General features: G+C 67.5%; 25 protein-coding genes and 1 pseudogene. 15 read left to right on the plus strand and 11 right to left on the minus strand.

Features of this window, described 5'->3' with window-relative positions; all coding sequences use genetic code 11:
* Positions 1-108 precede the first annotated feature (108 nt).
* The 3 genes from ACZ9CK_RS17175 (at position 109) to ACZ9CK_RS17185 (ending at position 4,472) form a co-directional block, all read left to right on the plus strand.
* Positions 109-1,308, plus strand: a complete 1,200-nt coding sequence (locus ACZ9CK_RS17175; protein WP_476050569.1) for an allantoate amidohydrolase — start codon at positions 109-111, stop codon at positions 1,306-1,308.
* Positions 1,305-2,660 (plus strand): formimidoylglutamate deiminase, encoded by a 1,356-nt coding sequence (locus ACZ9CK_RS17180; RefSeq protein ID WP_476050570.1) that lies wholly within the window; start codon positions 1,305-1,307, stop codon positions 2,658-2,660. The genes ACZ9CK_RS17175 and ACZ9CK_RS17180 overlap by 4 nt, the downstream gene beginning before the upstream one ends.
* Positions 2,661-3,017: 357 nt before the next feature.
* Positions 3,018-4,472, plus strand: a complete 1,455-nt coding sequence (locus ACZ9CK_RS17185; protein WP_476050571.1) for a sugar porter family MFS transporter — start codon at positions 3,018-3,020, stop codon at positions 4,470-4,472.
* Between the two features lie 100 nt (positions 4,473-4,572).
* Here the strand turns inward: ACZ9CK_RS17185 and ACZ9CK_RS17190 are convergent, their stop codons facing one another.
* Positions 4,573-5,799 (minus strand): MFS transporter, encoded by a 1,227-nt coding sequence (locus ACZ9CK_RS17190; RefSeq protein ID WP_476050572.1) that lies wholly within the window; start codon positions 5,797-5,799, stop codon positions 4,573-4,575.
* Positions 5,800-5,859: 60 nt separating this feature from the next.
* Complete coding sequence (locus ACZ9CK_RS17195; RefSeq protein ID WP_476050573.1) at positions 5,860-6,306, minus strand: MarR family winged helix-turn-helix transcriptional regulator; 447 nt, start codon at positions 6,304-6,306, stop codon at positions 5,860-5,862.
* Positions 6,307-6,505: 199 nt separating this feature from the next.
* On the opposite strand from ACZ9CK_RS17195, the gene cycA reads away from it, so the two are divergent.
* Positions 6,506-7,975, plus strand: a complete 1,470-nt coding sequence (cycA, locus tag ACZ9CK_RS17200) for a D-serine/D-alanine/glycine transporter (protein WP_426300661.1) — start codon at positions 6,506-6,508, stop codon at positions 7,973-7,975.
* Between the two features lie 88 nt (positions 7,976-8,063).
* Here the strand turns inward: cycA and ACZ9CK_RS17205 are convergent, their stop codons facing one another.
* Together ACZ9CK_RS17205 and ACZ9CK_RS17210 are read right to left on the minus strand one after the other, a co-directional pair.
* On the minus strand, positions 8,064-8,870 hold the full coding sequence (locus tag ACZ9CK_RS17205) for an SDR family NAD(P)-dependent oxidoreductase (protein ID WP_476050574.1): 807 nt from the start codon (positions 8,868-8,870) through the stop codon (positions 8,064-8,066).
* 33 nt (positions 8,871-8,903) lie between these two features.
* Positions 8,904-9,674 carry an SDR family NAD(P)-dependent oxidoreductase gene (locus ACZ9CK_RS17210; RefSeq protein ID WP_476050575.1) on the minus strand — a complete coding sequence of 257 codons (771 nt, stop codon included), beginning with the start codon at positions 9,672-9,674 and terminating at the stop codon, positions 8,904-8,906.
* A gap of 289 nt (positions 9,675-9,963) precedes the next feature.
* On the opposite strand from ACZ9CK_RS17210, the gene ACZ9CK_RS17215 reads away from it, so the two are divergent.
* From ACZ9CK_RS17215 to ACZ9CK_RS17225, 3 genes are all read left to right on the plus strand, one after another.
* Complete coding sequence (locus tag ACZ9CK_RS17215; protein WP_476050576.1) at positions 9,964-10,797, plus strand: MoaF C-terminal domain-containing protein; 834 nt, start codon at positions 9,964-9,966, stop codon at positions 10,795-10,797.
* A gap of 95 nt (positions 10,798-10,892) precedes the next feature.
* Positions 10,893-11,357: a phage tail protein gene (locus tag ACZ9CK_RS17220; protein WP_426300668.1), complete on the plus strand. Its 465-nt coding sequence runs from the start codon at positions 10,893-10,895 to the stop codon at positions 11,355-11,357.
* 1 nt (position 11,358) lies between these two features.
* Positions 11,359-11,874 carry a phosphoribosyltransferase gene (locus tag ACZ9CK_RS17225; protein ID WP_476050577.1) on the plus strand — a complete coding sequence of 172 codons (516 nt, stop codon included), beginning with the start codon at positions 11,359-11,361 and terminating at the stop codon, positions 11,872-11,874.
* A gap of 78 nt (positions 11,875-11,952) precedes the next feature.
* Here ACZ9CK_RS17225 and ACZ9CK_RS17230 read toward each other — a convergent pair whose 3' ends face one another.
* Positions 11,953-12,627: a GntR family transcriptional regulator gene (locus ACZ9CK_RS17230; RefSeq protein WP_426300672.1), complete on the minus strand. Its 675-nt coding sequence runs from the start codon at positions 12,625-12,627 to the stop codon at positions 11,953-11,955.
* Positions 12,628-12,769: 142 nt separating this feature from the next.
* Here ACZ9CK_RS17230 and argH point away from each other — a divergent pair, with 142 nt between their 5' ends.
* The 7 genes from argH to ACZ9CK_RS17265 all read left to right on the plus strand — a co-directional run bounded on the left by argH (position 12,770) and on the right by ACZ9CK_RS17265 (position 20,015).
* Entirely contained in the window at positions 12,770-14,230 is a 1,461-nt protein-coding gene (argH, locus tag ACZ9CK_RS17235) for an argininosuccinate lyase (protein WP_476050578.1), read from the plus strand.
* Entirely contained in the window at positions 14,227-15,126 is a 900-nt protein-coding gene (locus tag ACZ9CK_RS17240) for an amino acid ABC transporter permease (protein ID WP_426300676.1), read from the plus strand. The genes argH and ACZ9CK_RS17240 overlap by 4 nt, the downstream gene beginning before the upstream one ends.
* The gene (locus tag ACZ9CK_RS17245) at positions 15,123-15,899 is read left to right on the plus strand and encodes an amino acid ABC transporter ATP-binding protein (RefSeq protein ID WP_426300678.1); all 777 of its coding nucleotides are present in this window, start codon (positions 15,123-15,125) and stop codon (positions 15,897-15,899) included. Before ACZ9CK_RS17240 ends, ACZ9CK_RS17245 begins: the two co-directional genes overlap by 4 nt.
* 66 nt (positions 15,900-15,965) lie before the next feature.
* Positions 15,966-16,811 carry an ABC transporter substrate-binding protein gene (locus ACZ9CK_RS17250; protein ID WP_476050579.1) on the plus strand — a complete coding sequence of 282 codons (846 nt, stop codon included), beginning with the start codon at positions 15,966-15,968 and terminating at the stop codon, positions 16,809-16,811.
* A 3-nt stretch (positions 16,812-16,814) separates the two neighbouring features.
* The gene (locus ACZ9CK_RS17255; protein WP_476050580.1) at positions 16,815-17,660 is read left to right on the plus strand and encodes a polysaccharide deacetylase family protein; all 846 of its coding nucleotides are present in this window, start codon (positions 16,815-16,817) and stop codon (positions 17,658-17,660) included.
* On the plus strand, positions 17,657-18,628 hold the full coding sequence (locus tag ACZ9CK_RS17260; protein WP_476050581.1) for a polysaccharide deacetylase family protein: 972 nt from the start codon (positions 17,657-17,659) through the stop codon (positions 18,626-18,628). Before ACZ9CK_RS17255 ends, ACZ9CK_RS17260 begins: the two co-directional genes overlap by 4 nt.
* A 13-nt stretch (positions 18,629-18,641) precedes the next feature.
* Positions 18,642-20,015: an MmgE/PrpD family protein gene (locus tag ACZ9CK_RS17265; protein ID WP_476050582.1), complete on the plus strand. Its 1,374-nt coding sequence runs from the start codon at positions 18,642-18,644 to the stop codon at positions 20,013-20,015.
* A gap of 202 nt (positions 20,016-20,217) precedes the next feature.
* On the opposite strand, the gene ACZ9CK_RS17270 is transcribed toward ACZ9CK_RS17265, so the two are convergent.
* A complete protein-coding gene (locus ACZ9CK_RS17270) occupies positions 20,218-20,850 on the minus strand; it encodes a hypothetical protein (protein WP_476050583.1) in 633 nt (210 codons plus the stop codon).
* A gap of 217 nt (positions 20,851-21,067) precedes the next feature.
* Here ACZ9CK_RS17270 and ACZ9CK_RS17275 point away from each other — a divergent pair, with 217 nt between their 5' ends.
* Positions 21,068-21,631 carry a glycoside hydrolase family protein gene (locus ACZ9CK_RS17275; protein WP_476050584.1) on the plus strand — a complete coding sequence of 188 codons (564 nt, stop codon included), beginning with the start codon at positions 21,068-21,070 and terminating at the stop codon, positions 21,629-21,631.
* Here the strand turns inward: ACZ9CK_RS17275 and ACZ9CK_RS17280 are convergent.
* The 5 genes and pseudogenes from ACZ9CK_RS17280 to ACZ9CK_RS17300 all read right to left on the minus strand — a co-directional run.
* Positions 21,595-21,855 (minus strand): annotated as a pseudogene (locus ACZ9CK_RS17280) (glycoside hydrolase family 32 protein); the annotation flags it as partial. The gene ACZ9CK_RS17275 and the pseudogene ACZ9CK_RS17280 overlap by 37 nt on opposite strands.
* A gap of 180 nt (positions 21,856-22,035) precedes the next feature.
* Positions 22,036-23,586, minus strand: a complete 1,551-nt coding sequence (locus tag ACZ9CK_RS17285; RefSeq protein ID WP_476050585.1) for a glycoside hydrolase family 32 protein — start codon at positions 23,584-23,586, stop codon at positions 22,036-22,038.
* Complete coding sequence (locus tag ACZ9CK_RS17290; protein WP_476050586.1) at positions 23,587-24,648, minus strand: ATP-binding cassette domain-containing protein; 1,062 nt, start codon at positions 24,646-24,648, stop codon at positions 23,587-23,589. It abuts the gene before it with no gap.
* Positions 24,645-25,574 (minus strand): ABC transporter ATP-binding protein, encoded by a 930-nt coding sequence (locus ACZ9CK_RS17295; protein WP_476050587.1) that lies wholly within the window; start codon positions 25,572-25,574, stop codon positions 24,645-24,647. The genes ACZ9CK_RS17290 and ACZ9CK_RS17295 overlap by 4 nt, the downstream gene beginning before the upstream one ends.
* Complete coding sequence (locus ACZ9CK_RS17300) at positions 25,571-26,584, minus strand: ABC transporter permease (protein WP_476050588.1); 1,014 nt, start codon at positions 26,582-26,584, stop codon at positions 25,571-25,573. Before ACZ9CK_RS17300 ends, ACZ9CK_RS17295 begins: the two co-directional genes overlap by 4 nt.
* Positions 26,585-26,589 lie beyond the last annotated feature (5 nt).

The raw sequence follows: 26,589 nt of genomic DNA on the forward strand, positions 1-26,589 counted from the left end.
CGACAGTGTTTCAGGGCTGTTAATTGCGGCAGTTTTCCCCCTAGGCCCTTGTCATGTGGTGGCAAGTGGTTTTTACTTGGTGGCAGTCTTCACCATCGGAGGAACAACGTGGAAACCGTCAATCAACTCCTTGACTCGATCAAGGGCGTGGGCCGCGATGCGGTACGCGGAGGATATTCCAGGGCCGTCTATTCGACGCCGGAACTCGACCTCAGGCAGTGGTTCATCGAACAAGCCCAGGAGCGCGGCCTCGACGTCGAGGCCGACCGCAACGGCATCATCTGGGCGTGGTGGGGAAAGCCCCAGGACGGTGCGCTCGTCACCGGCAGCCACCTCGATTCAGTCCCGGGCGGAGGCGCTTTTGACGGACCGCTGGGTGTCGCCTCGGCGCTGGCCGCCGTCGACATCCTCAAGTCGCGCGGAGTTCAGCAGGGCCGCTCCCTGGCCATCACAGTATTCCCCGAAGAAGAAGGGTCACGCTTTGGCGTGGCCTGCCTGGGATCGCGGCTCCTGACCGGCGCAATCGGCGTCGAGAAGGCTTTGAACCTGCGCGACGCCGCCGGCGACACCTTCGCCGACGTCGCACGCGCCAACGGGCTCGATCCCCGGCACGTCGGCCCGAACCCGGAGGCCCTGGCGCGGATCGGCGACTTCGTTGAACTGCATGTGGAACAGGGCAAGGGGCTGGGCAATGGCGGGCCTGCCATCGCCGTCGGGAGCTCCATCCTGGGCCACGGCCGCTGGAAGTTGAGCGTCAGCGGCCAGGGCAACCACGCCGGCACCACACTCATGGCCGACCGTTCCGACCCCATGGTCGCGGCCGCGCAGATCGTCCTTGCAGTCCGCGATACCGCGGCCAAACAGCCGGACGCCAGGGCGACCGTCGGCCGCTTGACGCCGGTTCCGGGCGGCACCAACGTCATTGCCTCCCGCGTGGACCTCTGGCTTGACGCCCGCCATCCCGACGACGCCGTGACCGCGCAACTCATCGAAGAGATCTACCGCTCGGCCAAGGAAGCCGCAGCGGGCGAAGGATGCACGGTGACCCTCACCGAGGAGTCGTACAGCGACACGGTCCACTTCGACCCCGGCCTGAGCCGGCGCATCGGCGCGCTCCTGCCGGACGCTCCCGTGCTGGCGACCGGCGCGGGCCACGACGCGGGCGTGCTCGCTGGATTCGTTCCTTCGGCGATGCTCTTCGTGCGAAATCCCAGCGGAATCTCGCATTCGCCCGAGGAGTATGTGGCCGACGAGGACGCCGCCACCGGCGCGGTTGCCCTCGCGGATGTCCTGGAGGGACTCCTGTGAGCTGGTACTGGTGCGAGGCGGCGCTCATCGACGCCGACGGCGGCACGGGAGTTCCGGAGGTCGCCAGCGGGGTACGCCTGGAAACACAGGACGGCCGCATCTCCGCGATCACGACCGGCACCGGCCCCCAAGCGGGCGACACGGAACTGCATGGCATCGCCTTCCCCGCGGCGGCCAACGCGCACTCCCACGCTTTCCACCGGATCCTGCGCGGACGCACCCATGACGGGCGCGGGGACTTCTGGGTGTGGCGGGAGCAGATGTACCGGAGCGCCTCCGAGCTGACTCCCGAGAAATACGAGAAGCTGGCCGCCGCCGTCTTCGCCGAAATGGTGGTCTCCGGATTCAGCAGCGTGGCCGAGTTCCACTATGTCCATCACCAGCCGGACGGGGCGCCCTATGACCAGCCCCATGCCATGGAGTTGGCCCTGGCCCGGGCGGCAATGTCAGCCGGCATCCGCCTCACCCTCCTGGACACCCTGTATCTGGCCGGGGGCATCGGCACGCCGCTCAGTCCCGAACAGGCAAGGTTCGGGGATGCCGGAGTGCAGGCCTGGCTGGACCGCCTCTCCTCGCTTCGGACCGAGATCGCAAAGAACTTCCCGCCGGAGCTGATCAGCGTGGGCGCGGCACTGCACTCCGTGCGGGCCGTGCCCGAAGAGGACCTCAAGACGGTGGCAAAGCAGTTGCCCGCCGACATCCCCCTCCACATCCACCTGAGCGAGCAACCCGCGGAGAACGAAGCCTGCCTGGAGGCCTACGGCACCACCCCGGCCGGACTCTTGGAGCGCCACGGCCTGCTGTCCGGGCAGCTCTCCGCCGTCCATGCGACGCACCTGACACCGGAAGACATCGCCCTGCTCGGAAGCGCCGGCGCAACCGTGGTGATGTGCCCGAGTACCGAGGCCGACCTCGCAGACGGGATCGGCCCCGCACGGGAACTTTCCGAAGCCGGGGCGGCCATTGCGCTCGGCACGGACCAGCACGCGGTGATCGACCCGTGGATTGAAATGCGCACACTGGAGCACGGGGAACGCCTCGGCACCGGCCAGCGCGGCAGGTTTTCCCCGCGGGAACTGCTGCGGGCGGCAACGGACGGGGCCGCACGGTCCATGGCGACCCCGGTTGCTCCGTCGGCACTCCACGTCGGAGCAGTCTGCGACTTCATGGTCGTCGATCCAGCCTCGACCCGCACCGCCGGATCGCGTCCGCTGCAGCTGGCCTTCAGCGCAACCGCGAGCGACGTCACCGAGGTCGTCGTCGCCGGCGAGTTGCTCGCCTCCCGCGGCGTGCACCACCGCCTCGGCGTGCCGGGCCGCCTGCTGACGGAGGCGCTGGAGGAGTTCTCCTGACCGCTCACCCGGGGCGTGGCGTGCTCCGCGCGAGGTACGACGCCGGAAGGTAAGTGCCAGCGCGGGGCCGCCCGCCGTCGTCGTACTTTTGCGTTCAATAGATTCGCCCAAATGGGCAGCGATTCCGCTCCCGTCGCGGCGGCGAGGCCTTCCGGGAAACCCCGAAGGCCTCCCCTCCGCGACGCGGCGTGATCTTGTGTTAATAATGTGAACGCATGTCATGTGCATCACCTTGACTGGAACTTCGCGGATGTGGCGTGCCACACTGTTTAGCGCGAGTGCACCGGCGCCTCCATTTGGAGTCAGCAGCCGACGATTGCCGCGCCACCCAAAGCCACCAGTCCTCAAGGGAGAGCCATGTCCATTTCCAGTTCCGACAGCCATGCCGGCGTCCATCGAAAGGTCATTGGCCTGGCCACCGCCGGAGCAGTCGGCGGCTTCCTCTTCGGCTTCGATTCCTCGGTGGTCAACGGCGCCGTGGACGCAATGAAGGCCGAATTCGCGCTGAGCGAGGCCGTCACGGGATTCGCCGTGGCGGTCGCCCTCCTCGGCTGCGCCGCCGGCGCCTACCTCGCCGGGAAAGTGGCCGACCGCCACGGCCGCGTGCCCGCGATGAAGCTCGGAGCAGCCCTGTTCCTGGTCAGTTCGATCGGCACGGGCCTGGCGTTCGGCGTCTGGGACCTGATCTTCTGGCGCCTGGTGGGCGGCCTGGGCATCGGCCTCGCCTCGGTGATCGCGCCGGCATACATTTCCGAGATCTCACCGCGGCAGATCCGCGGCCGGCTCGCCTCCCTGCAGCAGCTCGCCATCACCAGCGGCATCTTCGCGGCCCTGCTTTCCGATGCGCTGCTGGCCACTTCCGCCGGCGGCGCCCACCAGGACTTCTGGTTCGGCCTGGAGGCGTGGCGCTGGATGTTCATCGCCTGTGCCGTCCCCGCCGCCGTCTACGGCGTGATCGCCTACACCCTGCCGGAATCCCCGCATTTCCTAGTCCTCAACGGCAAGGAAGACGCCGCCCGCAAGACCTTCGACGCCCTGATGCCCGGCGACGACACCGAGCGCCACATCCGCGAAATCCGCGAATCCATCCAGCTGGACCAGCTTTCCGCGAAGAAGGGCTCGCTGCGCGGCAACGCCTTCGGCCTGCAGCCCGTGGTGTGGATCGGCATCATCCTCTCCGTGCTGCAGCAGTTCGTGGGCATCAACGTGATCTTCTACTACTCCACCACGCTGTGGAAGGCGGTCGGTTTCCAGGAGAAAGACTCCCTCGCCATCTCGGTCGCCACCTCCATCACCAACATCCTGGTGACCCTGGTGGCCATCGCCCTGGTGGACCGGATCGGCCGCCGCCCCATCCTGCTGGCCGGCTCCATCGGCATGGCCGTTTCCCTGGGTGCCATGGCCCTGGCGTTCTCCTCGGCCTCCGGCAACGGCCCGGACATCGCACTGCCGGGAGCCTGGGGTCCGGTGGCGCTCGTGGCGGCCAATCTCTTCGTGGTCAGCTTCGGCGTTTCGTGGGGTCCGCTGGTGTGGGTCCTGCTGGGTGAGATCTTCCCGTCCCGCATCCGCGGCCGCGCCCTGGGCCTTGCTGCCGCCGCACAGTGGGTGGCCAACTTCGCCATTACGTTGAGCTTCCCCGTCATGGCCGCAGGTTCCCTGCCGCTGACCTACGGCATGTATGCCCTCTTCGCGGCGGCGTCGTTCTTCTTCGTCATGTTCAAGGTGCCGGAGACCAACGGGATGTCCCTGGAACAAGCCGAGACCCTGTTCGTCCCCAAGGGCGCCAAGGTGCCCGCGATCAGCACTAAGTAGCCCTTCCCTCCTTCGGAAGCCCCAACTGACTCGCAGTTGTTGTCGTTTTGAAGCGTCAGAACGACAACAACTGCGAGTCAGTTGGGTGGGCGGGCAGCTGCTAGACGAGGTGCGGCTCGTGGGCCGCGAGGAACTTCCGGCCACCCAGGGCCACGGCGATCGCCAGCAGCAGGGCCACGGCCCCGGCGAAGAACGGCAGCTGCGGGCCGAAGTGCTCGCCAAGCTGCGCGGCAGCGAACGGGGCCAGGGCACCGCCCATCCAACGCACGAAGTTGTAGCCGGCCGAGGCCACCGGCCGAGGCGAGTCCGAGACCTCCATGGCCAGCTCGGTGTAGAGGGTGTTGTTGATGCCCAGCAGCGCGCCGGCCACGATCACCAGCACGACGACGGCCGGCACCGAGTGCCCCGCGGCCAGTCCCAGCCCGATCAGGTCGAGCATCAGGGCCGCCAGGGTGCCCACCAGGACGTTGTTGGTGCCGAAGCGGCGCTGCAACATCGGCGCCACGAAGACCGAGAACACCGCCACGGCCACGCCCCAGCCGAAGAACACCGCACCGATTCCGTAGGCGTCCATGCCCAGGATGAACGGGGTGAAAGCCAGGATCGTGAAGAAGCCGTAGTTGTAGAAGAGGGCGCTGGCCGCGGTGGTCCGCAGTCCCTTGTGGCCCAGGGCCAGCAGCGGATCACGCAGCCGCGCCTTCTTCGCGGGAGCCGGGGTCTTGGGCAGCAGCACCATCAAGGCAATGAACGCAACGGCCATGAGGACGGCGGTGCCGAAGAACGGTGCGCGCCATTGCCAGCCGCCCAGGAGCGCGCCAAGCAACGGGCCGAGCGAGATGCCCAGGCCCAGGGCGGCTTCGTAGAGGATGATCGCGGTCCCGGCTCCCCCGCTCGCGACGCCGACAATCACCGCGAGCGCGGTGGCCACGAACAGTGCGTTGCCCAGTCCCCAGCCCGCCCGGAAGCCGACCAGTTCAGAGACCGAGCCCGAGAAGCCGGAGAGCGAGGCAAACGCCACGATCAGTGCCAGGCCGATCATGAGGGTCTTCTTGCCGCCGATCCGGGACGAGACGAAGCCGGTGACTAGCATCGCCACGGCGGTTACCAGGAAGTAGCTGGTGAACAACAGGGAGACCTGGCTGGGGGTGGCGTCCAGGTTCTTGGCGATGGCCGGAAGGATGGGATCCACCAGGCCGATGCCCATGAAGGCGAAGACCGCCGCGATGGCGGTGGCCCACACAGCCTTGGGTTGTTTGAGGAATGAGGCCTTCTCTGCCTCGAGGGTTTCTTCTGCTGGCTGCAGGTTCTCTGCGAGCTGGCCGTTCATTGGCGTAACGCTCCTGTTGTCGTGCGTGGGTTATTGACAGTTCAGTTCCGGACGGAGGGCTCAATTCCGGACCGAGCTGTTGATTTTGTGGAACACGGGCAGCGCCGCGCGGATCGCGTCGCGCTCGTCCTGGCCGAGGGTGGCGAGGATCGCCGCGATGTGTTCGTTGCGGCGGCGGTCCGCGAGGTCGACGGCGGCACGGCCTTCCGCGGTGGCAAGCACCCGGACGGCGCGGGAGTCATCGGGGTCGGCCTCGCGGCGCAGCAGCCCGGCGCGTTCGAGCCTGATGATCTGCTCGGTGGCGCTGGGCACCTTCAGCCCCAGGTCGCGGGCGATCTCGCCCACCCGGGCACCGCCGTCGAGCGCCATCTTCAGGACGCTGAGCTGCGCGGAACTCAATTCGGCATGGGCGTCCAGGCGCCGCAGGACGAACACACTCTGGCGCAGGGCGTTGCGGAATTCCTGGGCCAGCTCGATCAGGGCGTCGGCGGGGTGCTCTGTGTTCATATTTAGGAAGCCTAATAGTTAGGATGCCTAAAGTAAATGGAATGTGAGCGGACAGACGCCCCAGGAACGCAAGCCGCCTTGAGTGTGAAATTCTGAGTGAAACGTTCAATCATGCGATTCAGAGCGACAGGCGATACCTTTGGTACGTCGTTTTGTTAGCCACATCACTCGTGCGGCGAATCACTCAAAGGACCCATATATGTCTGAGCAGACAACCACGGGGCAGCGCACTGCCTCCAGCAAGGACAGCGAGCCCCACCTCTCCCGCTCGCTGAGCAACCGCCACATCCAGCTCCTGGCAATCGGCGGGGCCATCGGAACGGGCCTCTTCATGGGCTCCGGCAAGACCATTTCCGTGGCCGGCCCTTCCGTGATTTTCGTGTACATGATCATCGGCTTCATGCTGTTCTTCGTCATGCGCGCCATGGGCCAGCTGCTGCTGTCCAACCTGAACTACAAGTCCTTCAGCGATTTTGCGGGCGACCTCCTCGGCCCCTGGGCAGGCTTCTTCACCGGCTGGACCTACTGGTTCTGCTGGGTTGTGACAGGTGTTGCCGACGTCATCGCGATCGCGGGCTACGCGAACGAGCTCTGGCCGGGCATCCCGCTCTGGATCCCGGGCCTGGCCACCATCGTGATCCTGCTCCTGCTGAACCTGCCCACGGTGAAGGCGTTCGGCGAAACCGAATTCTGGTTCGCGCTGATCAAGATCGTGGCCATCGTGGCGCTGATCGTGGTGGGCCTGGTGATGATCTTCACCGGCTTCAAGTCCGACGCCGGGGCGGCTGGCTTCGCGAACCTGTGGCAGCACGGTGGGTTCTTCCCCAAGGAGTTCATGGGCTTCGTGGCCGGCTTCCAGATCGCCGTCTTCGCCTTCGTGGGCATCGAATTAGTGGGCACCGCCGCGGCGGAAACCAAGAACCCGGAGCACAACCTGCCCCGCGCCATCAACGCCATCCCGGTGCGCGTGATGCTCTTCTACGTCGGCGCCCTCATCATCCTGATGTCCGTCACCCCGTGGACCGAATTCAAGGCCGGTCACAGCCCCTTTATCGCCATGTTCTCCCTGGCGGGCCTGGGCATCGCCGCCACCGTGGTGAACCTGGTGGTGCTGACCTCCGCGATGTCCTCGGCCAACTCCGGCATCTACTCCACCTCGCGCATGGTCTTCGGCCTGGCGAACGACGGCGACGCCCCCAAGGTGTTCGGCAAGCTTTCCAGCCGCAAGGTTCCGCAGAACGCCCTGTTCCTGTCCTGCGTGCTGCTACTGGCCGGCGTCGTGCTGCTCTACGCGGGCAAGGACGTCGGCGCGGCGTTCGACATGGTCACCACCGTGTCCGCCGTCTGCTTCATGTTCGTGTGGTCGATCATCCTGGCGAGCTACCTCGTGTACCGCAAGCGCCGGCCCGAACAGCACGCCGCATCCCCGTACAAGATGCCCGGCGGCATCGCGATGGTATGGGTGGTCTTCGCCTTCTTCGGCTTCCTGGTGTGGGCCTTGACCACCCAGCCGGACACTCTGACCGCGCTGCTGGTCACCCCGATCTGGTTCGCCGTCCTGGGCGTGGCCTACGCCGTGGTCCGCAAGTCGCCCCTGCACCAGGCCCGAGTGGCCGAGTGGAAAGCGATGTCCGACGGCGAGACCGCCGCTGTCGCCGCGAAGCGCTAGCCTTCCGCAGCCCTCGTCTCCGAAACACGAAAGCAGTCCTCCTCCACAAACAACTTGTGGAGGAGGACTGCTCCGTTTGATGAACCGGCTATACGACGCCGTCGAACGCAATGGTGGGCAGGTCCACTACGTGCGCGCCGCCGTCGGCCACGATCGTCGCGCCGGTGATGTACGAGGAGTCCCCGGACAGCAGGAAGTTCACCACGCCCGCCATCTCGGCCGGCTCCGCCGCCCGGCCCAGCGGCACATTCGCGGTCACGGCGCCGTAGGCTTCCTCGCGCCCGGACAGTCCGGCGCCTTCGGCGTACTGGTCCATCTCAGCGTCGGCCATCGGTGTGCGGACCCAGCCCGGGCACAGTGCGTTCACCCGGACGCCGTGCCGGCCGTAGTCGCGGGCCAGCGACCTGGTAAGCCCGATGAGCGCGTGCTTGCCCACCGTGTATCCGGCCACGCTAGGACCCGCGAACAAGCCGGCCAGGGAGGACACCACCACCGCGCGCCCGCCGTTCTGCTTCAACTGCGGCAGAGCCTCGCGCAGGGTGGTGAAGGCCGTTGTCAGGTTGGCGTTCAGGCTGGCCTGCCACGCGGCGTCGTCGGTGTCCTCCACGGACGCAAAGCCGTGCCCGCCGGCGTTGGCCACCACCATGTCCAGGCGGCCGAACCTTTCCACCACGGCGTCGACGGCGGCCCGCGCCTGGGCGGCATCGGCCACGTCCGCCACCACCGGGAAGGCGCCGTGCTTCTGCGCGACGGCGTCCAGCGGCTCCTTGCGGCGGCCGACGACGGCGACCGCGGCGCCTTCCTGCAGCAGCCGGGCGGCGATGGCCTCGCCGATGCCCGTGCCGCCTCCGGTCACGAGAGCCACCTGTCCGGCGAGTGCTTTGGTACTGGTCATTGGTGCTCCTTGGGTTGGGGGTCGTGGAACTGCTCAAGCGGGGAAGGACGAACGGGCGAGGTAGCCAAAATCGGACACCAGGCTGGTGCCGTTGACGGGTGCGGACGCAGGGGAAGCCAGGTACAGCACGTGGTTGGCTACCTGCTCCGGGCCCTGGACCGGGAAATCGCGGGACCGGAGCGACTCCGAGCTTTCGCCAAGGTCGGCCCGGGCCATCGGGGTGTCCACCACGGACGGGCAGACGCAGTTGACGCGGATCCCGTCACCGGCCAGTTCCACGGACAACGCCCGGGTCAGCTGCAGCACCGCGCCCTTGGAGGCGTTGTACGGCACCATTCCCGGCGCGGCCACGAAGCTGGAATCGGAGGCCAGCAGCACCATGGCCCCGGCTTCGGAGGCCCGGAGGAACGGCGCGGAATGCCTGGCAAGCAGGAACTGCCCGGTGACGTTCACATCCATCACACGCCTGAACTCGGCCACGGCCACGTCCTCCAGACCGATCCCGACCGGGCCGGAGATCCCGGCGCAGCCCACCACGGCGTCGATCCCGCCGAAGGCCGCAGCCGTGGATTCCACGGCCCGGCGGACGTCCGCCTCATCGCTGACGTCCGTGCGGTAGAAGCGGGAAGCTCCCGCACCCGGCACCTTGGCGAGTTCGCGCTGGAGGACGGCCCCGGCGTCGGCGTCGACATCAAGCAGCGCAAGCCGGGCGCCCTCGCGGGCGAAGGCGAGCGCACAGGCCCGGCCGATGCCCGAGGCCGCACCCGAAAGCAGCACCGTCTTTCCCGCCAGTCCAAGGTCCACCGCATGCTCCTGTCCGAAAACTTTTCCCCCATGCTGCCAGCGGAAGCTGCATCGCGGTTTGACAGACCGCGAACGCGACTTGTCGCTCGGTGCATGTGCCTGCGGGCGGGAACCCGGGCTTGCCAGTTTCGACAAGCGGCCTTCGCTCGCAGACAAGGAAGCCGCGCGCATCCCTCCCTACGCTGGGAGCCAAGCCCGCCGCGCAACGTGACCCGGCACACAGCGGGCCTGATGCCGCCATTGCAGACGGCCGGTCCTTGAGGCCGTCACTTGTACATAAGGACACACCATGAGCAACAACCTCCTCGACACCTCCACCTGGCTGCCCCTGGACGGCCTGGCTCCCGGCTTCGACGCCAACAAGGCCACCCCGGTCCGGGACCTGGCAGGCAGCAAGGTGACCGTCCAGATCGATCCCGTGCCGGGCGGCTCCGATAAGGCCGACGGCGGCAGCTTCGTTTTCGAGTTCGGCGGAAGCACCGTTGCCTGGAGCGCCGGGGGACGGTCCGGGGACGACCATTACGAGGCCTTTGCCGTGGCCGAAGGCCTGTACTACGCCCAATGGCACTCGGCCGCCGACCGCAACTTCTCGGTGTCCCTGTTCCTGGATCTGGACTTCGGCCGCGCCCTGTTCGTCGGCGCGGTCCTGGGCCACGCTGAACCGGGCGAGACCGCCGTCCGCCATGAGTTCCTGCCCGGCGTGATCGTCGGATCCGAGCCCACGGGGGAGCCCGTTGCGGAGACCACGGCGCTGATCGGCCGCCGCGTGGAGTGGGTGTACAGCGACATCCACGCCTACGAGCACGTCTACCTCAGCCCGCAGTGGTACACGTGGCAGTGCCTGGCCGGACCCGAGCGCGGCCTGGCCGACACGGACACCAACACCACCTTCCAGATCCGCCCGGGCATCTACGTCTTCACCTGGCGCGAAAAGGTCATCCCCTGCGGCTCCGTGACCATCGCCGACCACCGGGACGTCACGGCCATCCGCTCGCACGGCTACCTCTTCGGCTGGGACGAGGCCGGGACCGAACCGGTGCACTTCACCTTCGGCGCGAACGGCCGGCTGATCAGCATGACCTCGCACTCGCCGGGCCTCGATCCGGCGCTTCCGCTCGGCTGAGCGGCCCGGCGCGGCCCGGCGCGGCCCGGCGCGGACAACACGGAAAGGCCCCGCTCGCTATGGTTGTCGTGACAGGACGGATTTCGGGAGGGTGCATGTCGTACGTCGTTGACTTTGAGAAGGTCTCCACCACTGGTTTGGAGTCGTCCCCGGTGGCGGAGGCCCTCGCCGGGCTGCGCGCCAACGAGGCCCGCTATTACAGGAACAAGTACGGCCACGTCTTCACGGTCACGGCTGCGGCGGAGGCTCCGGAGATCCTTGAGCGGATCCACCGCATCCTGGCCGAGGAGCGGGAAATCGTCATCGCTTCCACCCCGCTGGAAGTGTCCTCCTTCGAGGTCGACGGGCTGCGCATGGACTACGTCTTCTACGAATCCGGACTGTCCATCAACGTGATGTACGGCCTGGAGGAAGGGAAGAAGCGCGCCGTGGGGTTCAAGCTCTCCCAGGGCATGGAGGTCCCGGAAGAGCTGGCGGAGAAGTTCAAGTTCGCCCGCCAGAAGTCCAAGCTGGCAGGCGAGATCCGGGGCTCGTTCTTCGTCATCAAGGGCGAGTACTGAGATGACCACCCTCCACGATTCCGGCGCTGCCGTCCTCCCCGAACCCGAGCGCGAAGTCCTCACGTGGGACACCTTCGGGGACGCCTCCCGCGAGCTCGCCCAGACCGTGGTGGACAGCGGCTTCCAGCCCGACGTCGTCGTCGCGATCGCCCGCGGCGGGCTGCTGCTGGCCGGTTCCATCTCGTACGCGCTGGGCGTAAAGGCCTGCGGCGCCCTGAACGTCGAGTTCTACACAGGCATCGGCACCGTGCTGCCCGAGCCCGTGGTCCTGCCGCCCATGCTGGACGAAGGCGCCCTGCACGGCAAGAAGGTGCTCCTGGTGGACGACGTCTCGGACTCCGGCCGCACCCTGGCCAAGGTGGTTGAACTCATCGCCGACTGGGGCGCCGAGGTCAGGACCGTGTGCCTCTACACCAAGCCCCGCACCGTCCTGGAGCCCGATTACGAGTGGCGCCGCACGGACAAGTGGATCACCTTCCCGTGGTCGGCCCTCCCGCCGGTGACGACCCTGGCCTAAGGCGGGCCTAACAACCCCATACGGACGACGACGGCGGCACCCAACTCGGGTGCCGCCGTCGGGAGTGCGTGCCAAAAGTCAGCGCGGCGAGGGTTCCAGTTCCTCGATCGCGGCCTTCTCCACCATGCCCAGGTGCTGGCGCACCAGCTGCACCGAAAGTTCCTGGTCGCCTTCCAGGAAGGCCTCCACAAGCTGGGTGTGGACGCGCTTCATCTTCTCGATGTCGTCGCGCCGGGAATCGATGACCGCCACGAAGAGCGAGGAGTCGATCATGAGCTGCTCTTCCTGCTTCATGAGCCGCTCATTCCCGGACATTCCCACCAGCGCCACATGCAGTTCGCGGTGCCTGCGGGAGCTCTCCGCGATGTCGCCTGAATCCATCGCCTCAAGGTAGCTGGCGAGGGCCTCGCGGAGGCGTTCCTTGCTGGCCTTGCCCGCGGCGATGGACCGGATGCCCGCATGGACTTCCACCAGTTCGCGGGCTTCCATGATGTCCCGGACTTCCTTCTCCGTGAACGAGCGCACCTGAGCGCTGTGGTAGGGACGGCGGACCAGATACCCCTCGCCGATGAGGTAGTTCAGCACTTCGCGGATGGTGGTGCGTGAAACGGAATACTGCCCTGCGACCCATTTCTCGGTGACGGGAGCCCCGGCGGCAAGCTCGCCGCTGACGATGGCGCGGCGGATTTCCTCCGCAATATTCTCGGCCGCGGGCGTCGATGCCCCTGCCGCTTCCCCCTTGGTATCACTCATGCCGCTCATGTTCCCAGATCTCCCCACAGCGCACCATTCGACGTCATGAAAGCAATTTTGCCAGACAATTTCTTGACTTGGGTGGCATGTGTGGCAAATATTGTCATACATTCATGGAGAAACTTGTGGGAAGGATCACAGCATGAGCGTTGCTCAGGCACAAGACGCCGGGCATCACGAGGCCGGCAAACTCTGGGGCGGACGCTTCTCCGCCCCCTCGGCCAAGGCCCTTGAGGACATCTCCCGCTGCCCTCCGGAGTACTACCGGATGGTCCGCTTCGACGTGATCGGCTCGAAGGCCCACGCCGGTGAACTGCTCCGGGCTGGCCTGCTGAGCGAAAGCGAGCGCGCCACGATCAGCAGCACGCTCGATGACATCGTGGCCGAGCACGAATCCGGGCAGCTCCGCCCCACCGCCGAGGACGAAGACGTCCACGGCTACCTGGAGCGGGTGCTCGTGGAGCGGCTGGGCACGGTGGGCGGAAAGCTCCGGGCCGGCCGCAGCCGCAACGACCAGACCGCCAACGAATTGCGGCTCTACCTCCGGGCGGCGGCGGCCCGCCTTGCCGCGGGGGCGGCGGAACTTGTCGAGGCGCTGATCCAGCGGGCGGAGGAAAACCGCGACGTCGCGGCGCCGGGTTTCACGCACCTGCAGCCCGCCCAGCCCATCACCTTCGGGCACCAGCTGCTGGCGCACGCCTCTGCGATCTCGCGCAATGTCCAGCGCCTCCGCAACGCGTGGGAATCGTCGTCGCTCTCGCCCTTGGGTGCAGCGGCACTGGCGGGAAACCCGCTCAGCCATGAGCCCCTCACTGCGGCCCGCGAGCAGGGTTTCTCCGGCCTGGTAGTCAACTCGATCGACGGCGTTTCCAGCCGCGACCACGTTGCCGACTTCCTCTACGCCACCGCCATGCTGGCCACGGATATCTCCCGGCTGAGCGAAGAGCTGTGCTTCTGGTCCACCACCCAGTTCGGCTGGATCGGGCTGCACGACTCCTGGTCCACCGGCTCGTCGATCATGCCGCAGAAGAAGAACCCGGACATCGCCGAGCTCTCGCGCGGCAAGGCGGCCCGCCTGAACGCCAACCTCAGCGGCATGCTCGGCGTGCTCAAGGGACTGCCCTTCGCCTACAACCGTGACCTTGCGGAGGACAAGCACTTTTCCTTCGACAGCACGGACACCCTCGAACTGGTCCTGCCCGCCATCACCGGCATGGTGCGGACGTTCACCGTCCGCGCCGAGACGATGCGGCGCCAGGCGGTGCAGGGCTTCACGCTCGCCACCGAGCTGGCCGACTGGCTTGCCGAGCAGGGCATTCCCTTCAGCCAGGCACACGACGTCGCGGGCGAAGTGGTGCACTTCTGCGAGGCGGAAGGGATCGGGCTGGAGGAACTGAGCCTGGCCCAGGCGCAGTCCATCGACTCCCGCATCACCGAAGCGGCACTCGAGCGCCTGAGCATCGAGTCCGCACTGGCCCGGCGCTCCGGACCCGGCGGCACCTCGCCGTCGAACATCGATCCGCAGGCGAGCGCCCTGCGCGGCGCGCTGGCCAGCAGCCTGGCAGGCTTCGCCATCCCCGACTCCCAGGAGGTTTCGCCATGACGCCCACCCAGGCAACGGCACGCATCACCTACCGGATCGTTCCGGTCAAACATTGGGCCCGCTGGATTGCCGCGATCGCGACGGCGGCCGTGCTGACCTGGATTGTCGCCTCCTTCGCGGGCGCCCAGATCGACTGGCCCACCGTGGGCGAATACTTCACCTTCCCGGCCATCGTGTCCGGCATGGGCATCACAGTGGTCCTGACGGTCGTCTCCATGCTCATCGGCATCGCGCTGGGCGTGCTGGTCGCCGTCATGCGGCTCTCCTCCAACCCGGTGGTGAGCGGCATCGCCTGGATCTACGTCTGGTTCTTCCGCGGCACCCCGGTATACCTGCAGCTGCTGCTCTGGTTCAACATCGCCTTGGTCTTCCCCAGCATGGGCATCCCCGGGCTCATCGAAGGCCGCACCGTGGACATCGTTTCGCCCTTCGTGGCGGCGATCCTGGGCCTGGGCCTGAACCAGGGCGCCTACACCTCCGAGGTGGTCCGCGCCGGCATCCTGTCCGTGGACGAAGGCCAGGGCGAGGCGGCCAAGGCCCTCGGCCTGCCGGGCACCGCGACCATGCGGACAGTGGTCCTGCCCCAGGCCATGCGGGTCATCCTGCCGCCTATCGGAAACGAAACCATCGGCATGTTGAAGACCACCTCGCTGGCGTCCGCGATCGGCGCCTCGGAAGTCCTGAACGAGGCCCAACACGTCTACCTGGTCAACAACATGATCATGGAGCTGCTGATCGTCTCCGGCATCTGGTACCTGCTGGCCGTTTCCGTCCTGTCCGTCATCCAGTACTACGTGGAACGCCGCTTCGCCAAGGGCAGTTCCAGCAAGGCACTGCCCCTGACCCCCTGGCAGAAGGTGGTCTGGTTCTTCACCAGCCGTAGGAGCGTCGCATGAGCATCCAGCCACTAGTCCGGCTTGAAAACATCATCAAGAACTTCGGCCCCAACGAAGTCCTCAAGGGCGTGGACCTGGAGGTGAGCAGCGGCGAAGTGGTCTGCATCCTGGGCCCCTCCGGCTCAGGGAAGTCCACCCTCCTGCGCTGCATCAACTTCATCGAACAACCCACCGCCGGGCTGGTCTTCGTGGGCGACGAAGTCATCGGGCACCGCCGCACGGAGGACCCCGAGGTCCTCCAGCAGGTCCACGAGAACGCCATCGCCCGGCAGCGCAGCGAGATCGGAATGGTCTTCCAGCGCTTCAACCTGTTCCCGCACATGACCGTGCTGGAAAACATTACCCACGCCCCGCGCCTGGTCCGCGGGCACAGCGTGTCCGCGGCCAACGAGACCGCCATGGCCCTGCTGGAAAAGGTGGGCCTCGCGGACCGCGCCACGGCCTATCCGCGCCAGCTTTCCGGCGGGCAGCAGCAGCGCGTGGCCATCGCCCGCGCCCTGGCCATGGAGCCCCGGCTCATGCTCTTCGATGAGCCCACCTCCGCACTGGACCCGGAACTGGTGGGCGAGGTCCTCAAGGTCATGCAGGAACTCGCAGCCGCTGGCCTGACCATGATCGTTGTCACCCATGAAATCGGCTTCGCCCGCGAGGTGGCGGACCGCGTGGTGTTCATGGACGGCGGCGTGATCGTGGAGCAAGGCAGCCCCGCCGAAGTGATCGACGACCCGCAAAACCCCCGGACCCGGGCCTTCCTGTCCCGGGTCCTCAAGTAGCCGGGTCCTTAGGTCAGCCAACGCGCTCTCTCCCCAGAAAATACCCACTCCCCCCGAAGGAAGACCATGAAGAAGAACATCCTCAAGGGCGGCACCGCCGTCCTCGGCCTGGCTCTCGCACTCACTGCCTGCGGTGCGCCCGCCAAAAGCGCCGACGCCAAGCTGAGCACCATCAAGGACGGCGTACTGAGCGTCGGCCTGTCCCCCGATTTCCCGCCCATGGAATACCTGGACGAAAGCAGCAACCAGTTGGTGGGCGTGGACGTGGACATCGTCACCGAAATCGGCAAGCGCACGGGCCTGAAGGTCGAGTACACCCAGCAGAAGTTCGACCAGCTCATCAACTCCGTCCGCACCGACCGCGTGGACATCGTCTTCTCCGGCATGTCCGACACCGTGGAACGCCAGAAGACCGTGGACTTCATCGACTACTTCAAGTCCGTGGGCCGCTTCTACGTGCTGGGCGCCAACAAGGCCAAGTACGCGCAGGACACCGACATCTGCGGCCAGAGCGTGGCCGTGAGCTCCAAGACCGACTACTACCCGGCCCTGCAGCGCTTCAGCAAGGACAAGTGCGAGGGCGCCGGCAAGCCTGCAGTGAACATCGTGCCGACCGACTCCGGCGCGGCAGCACGCCTGCAGCTGGATCAGGGCCGTGCCCAAGCTGCGATCCAGGGCGCCGAGAACCTGGTCTACTTCGAGAAGAAGAACCCGGGCAAGTACGCCATGGTCCTGGGCAATGTCACCGAACTTCCGTTCGGCGCCGCCACCAAGAAGGGCAACACGGCGCTCCAGGACAAGGTGGTCAAGGCCTTCCAGGACATGAAGACGGACGGCACCCTTAAGAAGATCCTGGACTCCCACAACGTGGGCTACGGCCTCACGGATCCGGTCCTGAACGGGGTCAAGTAAGCGGTGAAGCCTGATAACGCCGAGGCCGGTGTGGACAGCAGCGCCACACTGGGCAGCGCCACACTGGCCCTGGCCTTCGACCTCGACGGGCCCACCGGCGATGCAATGCTCAGTGGCGCCCTCTGGCGCAAGCCGGGATACTTCACCCTGGGCGCCTACGGTCCGCACCGGGCCATGCCCCGGATCCTGGACATCCTCGCCGGGCATGGACTCTCCGCCACCTTCTTCACCCCATCCTGGGTGGTGGAACAGTGGCCGGAGCTCTGCCGGAGGGTCCTGGACGAAGGCCACGAAATGGCCCACCACGGGCACCGCCACGAGGTATTCTTCGGCAAGCCCGAGGAGGAACAGCGGGCCATCATCCGCCACAGCCGGGACATCTTCCGGCAGCTCCTCGGCGCACCGGGGGCGGGATTCCGGGCGCCCTCCGGCGACTGGCATCCGCGGACCGCGCAGCTCCTCGCCGAGGAAGGCCTGCTGTACTCCAGCTCGCTCCGGAACGGCGACCTGCCCTTCCGGCACGCGGACAACGGGCTGATCGAGTTGCCGGCCAAGTCCCTCTTCGACGACTACACAGCCTTCGCTTACCACCGCGCCCCGAATTTCCCGTCCGGGCTGGACCGGGTTGCACCCTACCGGCCGGTCTTCAACGGCTGGCGGGACGAGATCCTCGCCGCGGCGGACGAAGGCCTGATGGTCAGCACCATTTGGCACCCCAAGGTGATCGGCACACCCGGCCGCGCCCTCCTGCTGGACGAATTCCTCGGCTCGCTCGTCGACTCGGGACAGGTCCATGTGACCACGTCCCGTGCCGTGGCCGAGGACTGGAACGAAAGGCTCCCGCGATGAACCCCTCACCGGAAAGCCCGGCACCTCGGGACCGCCCCGCATTCCCGGAAATCCCGACGGCGGCGGGCTCCGCTGCCGCGGACGTCCCGTATGTGCCGCAAGAGCCGGGCTGGCCGCACGGGGCGCGCTGCGCCGTCGTCGTCACCATCGACGTCGACGGCGACCTGCCCTTCCTAGCCCTCGACCCGGGACACCGGGACCGCCTGAAGTCCCGCTCGGTGGGGCAGTACGGCCCGGACCATGGCGCCGCCCGGCTGCTGCGCGTGCTGGAACGGCTGGGCCTTGCGGCCAGCTGGTTCGTCCCCGGGGCCATCGCGCGGCAGTACCCGGAGCTGCTCCGCTCCGTGCTGCAGAGCGGGCACGAGCTGGCGGGCCACGGCATGCACCACCTCGACTTCGACGGCCTTGGCCTCGAAGCCCAGCTGGCCGAGATGCTCGAAGGCGCCCGCGCACTGCAGGAGGTCTCCGGCGTCGAGGTCCGCGGCTTCCGCACGCCCTCCGGCGAGTGGAAGCCCGGTTTCCCGGAGGCCATGGCCGCCGCGGGTTTCCAGTGGTCCTCGTCCCTGCCGGGCGATGACCGCCCCTTCCCGCTCGGCGATACCGGCGTCATGGAACTTCCGTTCCGCTACGAACTGGAAGACCTGCAGTACCTGGGTTTCAACCTGGACCCGCCGTTCCCGCCGGGACAGTCCCGCATCCAGAGCCTGGAGGCCGTCCGGGCCAACTGGGATGTCGAGTTCGCCGCCGCACGGCGCTTCGGGACAGTGCTCACGCTCCGGCTCAACGCGGAAATCATGGGCACCCCGGGACGGGCGCGGATGCTGGAAGACTTCCTGTCCTCCACAATCGCCTCCGGGGAGGCCTGGATCGCGACGTGCGGCGAACTTGCGGCGCACTGGGCCGGGCAGCCGGTGGAAGCCGACCACCCTTACCGCCGGTTCCTGGAACTGGCGGCACGGGAATCATGACGACAGCGGAATCATGACGGCGGCGGGCCCCACCCTCGCGCTCCCGCCGCTGGCCGTTCGCTTGGGGGAGTGGGTAGCCGGCATGGCGTCCCGGCCCCTCTCCCCCGGGCTGGCGCGGAAGGCCTCCGACCATCTCTTGGACACGCTCGGCGCCATGGTGGCGGGCCAGCACGAACCCCCGGCCAGGGCCGCGCGGGCGGTGTTCCGCCGGCCTGGTCCGGTGCCGCTGGCCGGCGTCGGAGGTTTGTGGCACAACCATGCCACATTGGATCCGCTGGACGCCGCCTTCGTTAACGCAGTGGCGGCCCACTGCCTCGAGATCGACGACACGGAAGGCTGCGACCACTCCGGCGCCGTCGTGGTCCCGGTGCTGCTGTCGCTCCTTTCTTCCATGGAAACGCCCGCGGGGGAAGTGCCCGACGACGGCGCCGGCCCCGGCGGGCGCCTCCTCCCCGCGCTGGTGGCCGGCTATGAGGTGGGACGCCGGGTGCAGCTCGCCCTCGGCGGCTACGACCGGCACAATGCGCGGGGCTGGCATTCGACGGCGACCTGCGGGGTGTTCGCGGCAGCGGCCGCCGCCTCGGTGATGCTGGGCCTGGACGGCGGGCAGTCGGCGTCGGCCTTGGGCATCGCGGCGAGCTCCAGTGCCGGCGGCTGGGCATTTTCCGCCGACGGCAGCATGACCAAACAGTTCCACCCCGGACAGGCCGCGCGGGCGGGCCTCGAAGCGGCGCTGCTGGCGCGGGCGGGTGCGAACGGTCCGTGGCAGGTGTTCGAACCGGTGTGGGGCGGGTTCTTCGCCACACACGGCGGCTCCGACGAGGTGGAGCCCGGGCTCCTGGTGGAAGGACTGGGCTCCATTTGGCACTTCGGGAACTCCGCCATCAAGCCCTACGCCAGCTGCCGCAGCGCCCACACAGCCATCGACGCCTTCCTGGGCATCCTCGCCGCGGAGGCCCTGGATCCCGCGGATGTCCGGGCCGTGCGGGTGCACGTCAGCGGCTTCCTGCAGCCCATGATCTGCCCGCCCGCACCGTCGGACGCGGCCCAGGCGCGGATGAGCCTGCCGGTGTCCCTTGCCCTCCTGATGGAGGGCAAGGAGCTGATGCCGGAGGACTTCAGGCACTTCGAGGGTCCCGGAGTCCTGGAGCAACTGGCGCGCATCGAGGTTGTGCGGGACCCGGAAAGCGGTCGGGAGCCGTTGGTGGAGGTCTTCACGGACAGCGGGACTTTCGCCTCGCGGGTGGACCACGCCCGTGGCGGGAGCCGGCATCCACTCAGCCCGGCCGAGGTGGAGGAGAAGTTCCGCCGGCTGACCGCAGGGCACCTGGGCACGGCGCAGCAGGCGGAGTGGATCGCGTTCGCCCGGGAGCTCATTCAGCCCTGATCCCTGTCGCGACGGCGGTACCCAAGCCGGGTGCCGGCGGCGCCCAAGCCGGGTGCCGGCGTCGGGCAAGCCGGGTGCCGGCGTCGGGCATTTCGGCTAGCGCGTTTTGCCCCGCCGAAACGTTGTTTGCCCGCTCAAATTTGGGCGGGCAAACAACGCTTCAGCGGGCGAAACCCGGGCCGGCGGGACTTCTACCTCCGGCTCAGAGCGGCGTGACGACGAGGTCCTGGTAGGCGGCGCGGCCGTCGAAGACGTTCACGCCCACCTTCCCCGAGCTGAACTGCGCGTCCGTGATGTCGATCAGCTGCACGCCATCCACGGAGACGGTAATCCGGTTCCCCTGGATCGCCGTGTCCAGCTGGTAGCTCACGCCCTGCGAGAGGGCCAGCGGGACCTTCGCCAGGATGCCCGTCGCAGGGTTGAACACCCCGTTGACCAGCAAAAACACGCGGACTTCGCGCAGGTTCGGGTCCAGATTCACGTAGTACGCGCTCGAGCCGTCCGCGGAAGAGCGCAGCAGCACCGAGCCCGCACCGCCGTAGCCGTGTTCCGGGGCGAGGCCGCGGTTGCGCATGGCACCGGCGAAGGGTTCACCGCTGAAGCGCACCGCGGCCTGGACCCGCACATCCGTGAACGACGCCGGACTCATCGCCGTCGAGTCCTTGTCGAAGGTTCCGGCCAACCCGGCGCCCGTGCTTTCCCAGCGTCCGCCGGGCACCACCGTGTACGCACCCAGGTTGGGCCGGGCGCTTCCGGTGGCGGCGGGCAGCGGGGCAAACGGCGCCGCGGAGGTCATCCGCGCCGTGTCCGAAAGCTGGTGGACCTTGACGGACACCAGCCGTGCAGCGCTTAAGGTCGGCTCTCACGACTGTCGCGCTCCCGTTCCCGAGAGATGGGCGCAGTGTTTCACGGCGTTCTTGGGCTCGGCGTGCCGGGGCCGGCTCGTCGAGCGCGAGTCTGCCAATCGCACCACCACTCTTCCCAAAGATGCGACGATGGGCTATGTTAACGCGCGTTAGTAACGCGCGTTAATCAATGGGGGTTGCTTAATCATGAAATGGAAATCTCGCGTCCTACCTCTCTGGGTCGGCGCTCTCGCCGGCGTGATAGGTTCCACGGGGCTTAGCCCCCTGGCGGCCCACGCTGACAACCCGGATGCCGAGCAATACCGCCCGCAGTACCACTTCTCCGTTCCTGATCACTGGAAGAACGACCCGATCCGCCCTGTCTACCTCAACGGGGAGTACAACTACTACTACTTGTACGACGCCGACTACAACGGCGTTTCAACCCAGACGGCTTGGCGTCATGCGACTACGACCGACAACGTCGTATACAAGGACGGGGGTATTGCCATCCCTGAGGGGACAAGCTTCGGCTCGCCTATGGCAGGATCGATCGTCATCGATACGAACAACACGGCGGGATTCGGTGCAGGAGCGCTCGTGGCGCTCGTCTCCGTCGATGAGGGCCCCACCAACGCGACCGATCAGTGGGTGTACTACTCCACCGACGGCGGAGCGACCTTCACGCCATACTCGACCACCACTCCGGCGATGACGAACCCTGGTCCTGGGCTCCACGAATTCCGTGTCCCCGCGCCGCCATCCAGGTAGTCAGCGTTGTACAAGTAGTAGTAGTGGTACTCCCCGTCAAGGTAGATGGGGCGCTGCGGGTCATTCTTCCAATTGTCGGGCACGCTGAAGTGATAGATCGGGCGCATCCCGGCTGATCCCTTCGAGGGTGAGTCGCCTGATGCAGTGTCGAGCGATCCGCCGAGCGCGACCGCACCGGTTTCGGTAAGGAGTGCATGACGGGAGTCAGCGGGTGTATCTTCCATGAGATCCCTTTGTTCTGGGCAGTCTGGGTGCTGCCATACGAGTAGGTCTTGATTCAGCGGGGACTTGCCACGCTCCGGCACATGGACCACGGGCCCAATCGTGTGAGTGCCGGGGTCAGCACGCCCTCATCCTGCATCAGGTATGGGCTTGGAAAAGGTACTGAGGGTCGGCCCCTAGGTTTAGGGGAAGAGGACGCGCTCGCCTCCGAAGATCTCCCCCATGGTCCAGGCATCGAAGGACACCAGCCGCGCGGTGCCGGCCGCGGCGGCGAGGCTCACGGCTTCCCCGCCGAGCGCCGGATAGACGCGGGCGGTGAGCGGCTTGCCGTTCGCGAAGACCTCGACGGCGGAGTGGTCCACCAGGACGCGCAGCGAGACGCGGCCCTCGGGCATGGTGACCGGGCCCTCCTTCGGCTCGGTGTCGAGGCCCTCCTCTTCGGCGGCCACGCTGCTGCGGGTACGGTCCAGGCGCAGCGTTCCGGAGGAACCGTCCGCGTCCAGGGCCAGTTCGACGACGGTTTCCTCGCGCCCGTCGTCCGAACCCAGCAGTCCGAGCCGCACCACGGAACCGGCGGACAGCTGCAGCTCGAGTTCCATATCCAGCTGGTTTCCGGAAACACCGGTCTCCACGGTCGCGCCCGCACCCACCAGGACCCGTCCCGGCAGCTGGACATGTCCGCTGCGCAGCCGTTCCAGTTCGGGCACCGGCGCGAAGGACAGCGTGCCGTCCGCGGCCAGGGTGGTGACGCGGGGCAGGCTCATCACGCCGGACCAGCCGGCTTCCACGGCTGCTTCATCGGGGCGGCCTTCCTGCAGCCAGCCGAACATGATCCGCCGGCCGGATTCGTCCTGGAAGGACTGCGGGGCGTAGAAGTAGCGGCCGCCGTAGTCGAGCCGGTGCAGGGCGGCGGGCTCGAATGTGTCCCCGGAGTAGCGGCCTGTCCAGTACAGCGGGTGGCGGGTGTCGCCGTCGTTCCACGCGGAGAAGACCAGCGCGTCCTCCCCCGGGCCGCCAGGACTGCCCAGGGTGCCCGCGGCCGCACGGAACAAGTCCACGCATTCCCACATGGTGCCGGTCCAGTCCGTGGCCTCCGGGTCGCCCGAGGCGTCGCCGATGAACAGCGGGCCCACGTAGTCCCAGGAGCGCAGATCCGCGGACTCGTACAGGAACGCCGTGCCGCCGCGGCCGCGGATGCCCGAGCCCACCAGCTGCCGCCATTTCTCCCCTTCCCGCCAGACGCAGTGGTCGCGGTAGGCGGTGATGTCGACGCCGGCCGGCGGGGCCGCGATCACCGGGTTCTCCGGGGCCTTCGCCCAGCTCAGCAGGTCAGGCGAGCCCACTGCTACGCAGGGCAGTTCGTGCTCGCCGTGCCGGCCGGAGTACACCAGGGTGGGCGTGCCGCCGTCGTTCACCAGGACACCGGACCAGCAGCCGTCCCGATCGGGCGAATCGGGCCCGGCACCCGGCTCCAGCGCCACGGGCACGTCCTCCCAGCGGACCAAATCCGTGGAGACCGCGTGGCCCCAGAGGATGCGGTGGTGAAAGGCGCCCTCCGGGTTGTACTGGTAAAAGAGGTGGTACGTGCCGTTCCACTGGCTGACGCCGTTGGGGTCGTTGAGCCAGCCGGCCGGGGAAACGAAGTGGAAGCGGGGGCGGTGCGGGTCGGCTTCGGCGCGGGCCACGAGTTCCCCGCGGGGAACGGTGGCGAGCGGGTGGGTCAGTTCAGTCATTCAGGAGACCTTGGCTTCTTCGAGGGCGTGGCCGGCGGAGCCGGCGGCGGGACGGTACAGGTGGCAGCGCACCCAGTGGCGGTTTTCGGGATCGCCCACGCGATGCCGGACGGGCTGCTCGGCGGAGCACGGCTGCTCGGGGTCGCCGTCGAACGCGCACGACGCCGGACTCATCACCGCGGCGCGCAGCTCGGCCCTGCGGACGGGATCGTAGGAGCCCGAACGGGCCGGGTCCGGCACCGCGGAAACCAGCAGCTGCGTGTACGGGTGGGCCGGATTGGCCAGGAGGTCCAGCGATTCGCCTTCCTCCACGAGTTCCCCGGCGAACATCACTGCCGTGCGGTCCGCGAGGTAGCGGGCGGAGGCGAGGTCGTGGGTGATGTAGAGCATCGAGATGCCCTGCTCGTCGCGGAGCTTGCGCATCAGGTTCAGGATCCCGATCCGCACGGAAACGTCCAGCATGGAGGTCGGCTCGTCCGCGAGGATCACCTGGGGTTCCACGGCCAGCGCCCGGGCGATGGCCACGCGCTGGCGCTGCCCGCCGGAGAGTTCGTGCGGGTAGGAATTGAGCATGTCCGGCTGCAGGCCCACGGTGGCCATGAGCTCCTCGAGCCGCTGCTGCGTTCCGGCGGCGGAGCCGGCCTTGCCGTGGATCGCGAGGGAGCGGCGCAGGAAGTGCTCGATCCGGTGTGCCGGGTTGAGCGAGCCGAAGGGGTCCTGGAACACCATCTGCAGCTGGGAGCGGTACTCCCGGGAAGCCTGGAAGCGGTCCCGCTTGAGGACGTCGACGCCGTCCAGCAGGATCTCCCCGGAGCTCGGCTTTTCGAGCCTGGCCACGCAGCGGGCCAGGGTGCTCTTGCCGGAACCGGACTCTCCCACCAAGGCCACGATTTCGCCGCGGCCTAGGCTCAGGTCCACCTGGTGCAGGGCCCGGACGGCCTTGCGCGAAAACAGCCCGCCGATGGGGAAGGTCTTGCTGAGGCCGCGGATTTCCAAGGCCGGGCCGGTGGTTCCGGTGGCGCCGGTGGCCGCCGCCGAGGCGGCGAGGCTGGTGCTGCTCATCGGGAGGCTCCTTCGAAAACTGGTGCCACAAAGTGGCCGGGCGAGAACTCGGCGAGGTCCGGGATGTCGCGGAACTTCACGCCGTCGGCCAGTCCCGTGAGCGGGACGCGCGGGCCAGTGAGCGGCGGGAACGCGCCCATCAGGGCCTGGGTGTAGGGGTGCTGCGGGGCGGTGTGGATCTCCGCGGCCTTCGCGGTTTCCACGATCCGGCCCCCGTACATCACGGCCATGCGGTGCGAGAGCTCCACCATGAGGGACATGTCGTGCGTGATGAACAGGACGGAGAAGCCCAGTTCGTGCTGCAGTTCCTTGATTTGGGCCATGATTTCCTGCTGCACCACCACATCCAGCGCGGTAGTGGGTTCGTCCAGGATCAGCAGGGACGGCTTTAGGGCCACGGCCATGGCGATCACGGCCCGCTGGCGCATGCCGCCCGAAAGCTGGTGCGGGTAGGACTTGAGCCGTACGGGATCGATCCGCACCAGTTCCAGCAGTTCCGCGGCCCGGCGCAGGGATTCCTTGCGGGAGTAGCCGGCGTGGGTGCTGTAGATGTCCGTGATCTGCTCGCCGATGGTCAGCACCGGGTTGAGCGAGTTCATGGCCGACTGGAACACCATGGCCACGTCCTGCCAGCGAAAGCGGCGCAGCTCCTCCGGGCTCATGGCCAGCACGTCCTTGCCGCCGAAGCGGATGCTCCCGCCGGCGATCTTCGCGGGGTCCTTGAGCAGGCGCATGATCGAGTTGGCGATGGTGGACTTGCCGCAGCCGGACTCACCGGCCAGGCCGAAGATCTCGCCGGTGCCGATGCTGAAGGAAACACGATCGACGGCGGTGGTGGAGCGGGTATCGCCCACGTACTTCACGGTGAGGTCCTTGACCTCCAAGACGGGCTCGTGGGAGCCGAAGGAGACTTGGGAGACGGTCATTTCGCGGCGCTCCTTCCGGTGGTTGATCCGACGACGACGGCGGCGGGCTTCGCTGGCTTGATCTTGCGCAAGCGGGGGTTGGTGACCTCGTCCACGGCGTAGTTGATGAGGGCCAGGGAGAAGGCCACCAGGGCGATGCACAGGCCCGAGGGCACGAACACCCACCAGCTGCCCGTGAGCAGGGCGCCTTCATTACCCGCCCAGAAGAGGTTGTTGCCCCAGGAGACGGTGCTGACATCGCCCAGGCCCAGGAACTCCAGGCCGGCCTGGGCGCCAATGCCGTAGATGACGCAGCCCAGCAGGGTGCCCATCACGATCGAGGCCATGTTGGGCAGGATTTCCCGGAACATGATCCGGCCGGCGCGTTCACCGGACACCACGGCTGCGGCCACGAAGTCCTTGGACCGGATGGACAGCGCCTGCGAGCGCAGCACCCGGGCAGACCCTGCCCAGCCGGTGATGGTCAGGACGACGATCACGGTGCCGAGGCCCGGCGGGAGGAAGGCGGCCAGGATTACGAGGAGCGGCAGGCCGGGCAGGAGCAGGAACACGTTGGTGACCAGGGACAACGCTTCATCGATGAACTTTCCGAAGTATGCCGAAGCCAGGCCCACCAGGATGCCCACGAAGGTGGACGCGAAGCCCACGGTGAGGCCCACCAGCAGCGAACTGCGGGAGCCGTGGACGGTCAGTGCCATGACGTCCTGGCCCTTGGCGGTGGTGCCGAGCCAATGTTCGGCGGAGGGCTCCAGCGACGCCATGTCCGTAATACGGGAGGGATCGCCGGGGAAGAGGACCGGAGCCAGTAGCGCCAAAGCGATGAACACCAGCAGGATGCTTGCGCCCACCATGGCCTTGGTGTTGGTGAGTAGACCGTGGACCAGGCCCTGCTTCGGTTTGTGGGGCGACTTGCCGGCCAGGCGGGATTCAGAAGCGGAGGCGGGTGCCGCCGTCGGGCTTTCCCCACCGGTTTCCGGCGCGGAAGGTGAGGGTTCAATGAAAGTAGTCATGATCG

Source organism: Arthrobacter sp. TE26545 (assembly GCF_056279005.1).

Excerpts from the sequence above, each read along its gene's own strand:
- argH (WP_476050578.1), top strand. The coding sequence starts at position 12,770 with ATGAGCGTTGCTCAGGCACAAGACGCCGGGCATCACGAGGCCGGCAAA.
- ACZ9CK_RS17250 (WP_476050579.1), top strand. The coding sequence starts at position 15,966 with ATGAAGAAGAACATCCTCAAGGGCGGCACCGCCGTCCTCGGCCTGGCT.
- ACZ9CK_RS17240 (WP_426300676.1), top strand. The coding sequence starts at position 14,227 with ATGACGCCCACCCAGGCAACGGCACGCATCACCTACCGGATCGTTCCG.
- ACZ9CK_RS17205 (WP_476050574.1), bottom strand. The coding sequence starts at position 8,870 with ATGACCAGTACCAAAGCACTCGCCGGACAGGTGGCTCTCGTGACCGGA.
- cycA (WP_426300661.1), top strand. The coding sequence starts at position 6,506 with ATGTCTGAGCAGACAACCACGGGGCAGCGCACTGCCTCCAGCAAGGAC.
- ACZ9CK_RS17275 (WP_476050584.1), top strand. The coding sequence starts at position 21,068 with ATGAAATGGAAATCTCGCGTCCTACCTCTCTGGGTCGGCGCTCTCGCC.
- ACZ9CK_RS17215 (WP_476050576.1), top strand. The coding sequence starts at position 9,964 with ATGAGCAACAACCTCCTCGACACCTCCACCTGGCTGCCCCTGGACGGC.
- ACZ9CK_RS17230 (WP_426300672.1), bottom strand. The coding sequence starts at position 12,627 with ATGAGTGATACCAAGGGGGAAGCGGCAGGGGCATCGACGCCCGCGGCC.
- ACZ9CK_RS17300 (WP_476050588.1), bottom strand. The coding sequence starts at position 26,584 with ATGACTACTTTCATTGAACCCTCACCTTCCGCGCCGGAAACCGGTGGG.
- ACZ9CK_RS17260 (WP_476050581.1), top strand. The coding sequence starts at position 17,657 with ATGAACCCCTCACCGGAAAGCCCGGCACCTCGGGACCGCCCCGCATTC.
- ACZ9CK_RS17190 (WP_476050572.1), bottom strand. The coding sequence starts at position 5,799 with ATGAACGGCCAGCTCGCAGAGAACCTGCAGCCAGCAGAAGAAACCCTC.
- ACZ9CK_RS17295 (WP_476050587.1), bottom strand. The coding sequence starts at position 25,574 with ATGACCGTCTCCCAAGTCTCCTTCGGCTCCCACGAGCCCGTCTTGGAG.
- ACZ9CK_RS17265 (WP_476050582.1), top strand. The coding sequence starts at position 18,642 with ATGACGGCGGCGGGCCCCACCCTCGCGCTCCCGCCGCTGGCCGTTCGC.
- ACZ9CK_RS17245 (WP_426300678.1), top strand. The coding sequence starts at position 15,123 with ATGAGCATCCAGCCACTAGTCCGGCTTGAAAACATCATCAAGAACTTC.
- ACZ9CK_RS17225 (WP_476050577.1), top strand. The coding sequence starts at position 11,359 with ATGACCACCCTCCACGATTCCGGCGCTGCCGTCCTCCCCGAACCCGAG.
- ACZ9CK_RS17220 (WP_426300668.1), top strand. The coding sequence starts at position 10,893 with ATGTCGTACGTCGTTGACTTTGAGAAGGTCTCCACCACTGGTTTGGAG.
- ACZ9CK_RS17185 (WP_476050571.1), top strand. The coding sequence starts at position 3,018 with ATGTCCATTTCCAGTTCCGACAGCCATGCCGGCGTCCATCGAAAGGTC.
- ACZ9CK_RS17195 (WP_476050573.1), bottom strand. The coding sequence starts at position 6,306 with ATGAACACAGAGCACCCCGCCGACGCCCTGATCGAGCTGGCCCAGGAA.
- ACZ9CK_RS17285 (WP_476050585.1), bottom strand. The coding sequence starts at position 23,586 with ATGACTGAACTGACCCACCCGCTCGCCACCGTTCCCCGCGGGGAACTC.
- ACZ9CK_RS17290 (WP_476050586.1), bottom strand. The coding sequence starts at position 24,648 with ATGAGCAGCACCAGCCTCGCCGCCTCGGCGGCGGCCACCGGCGCCACC.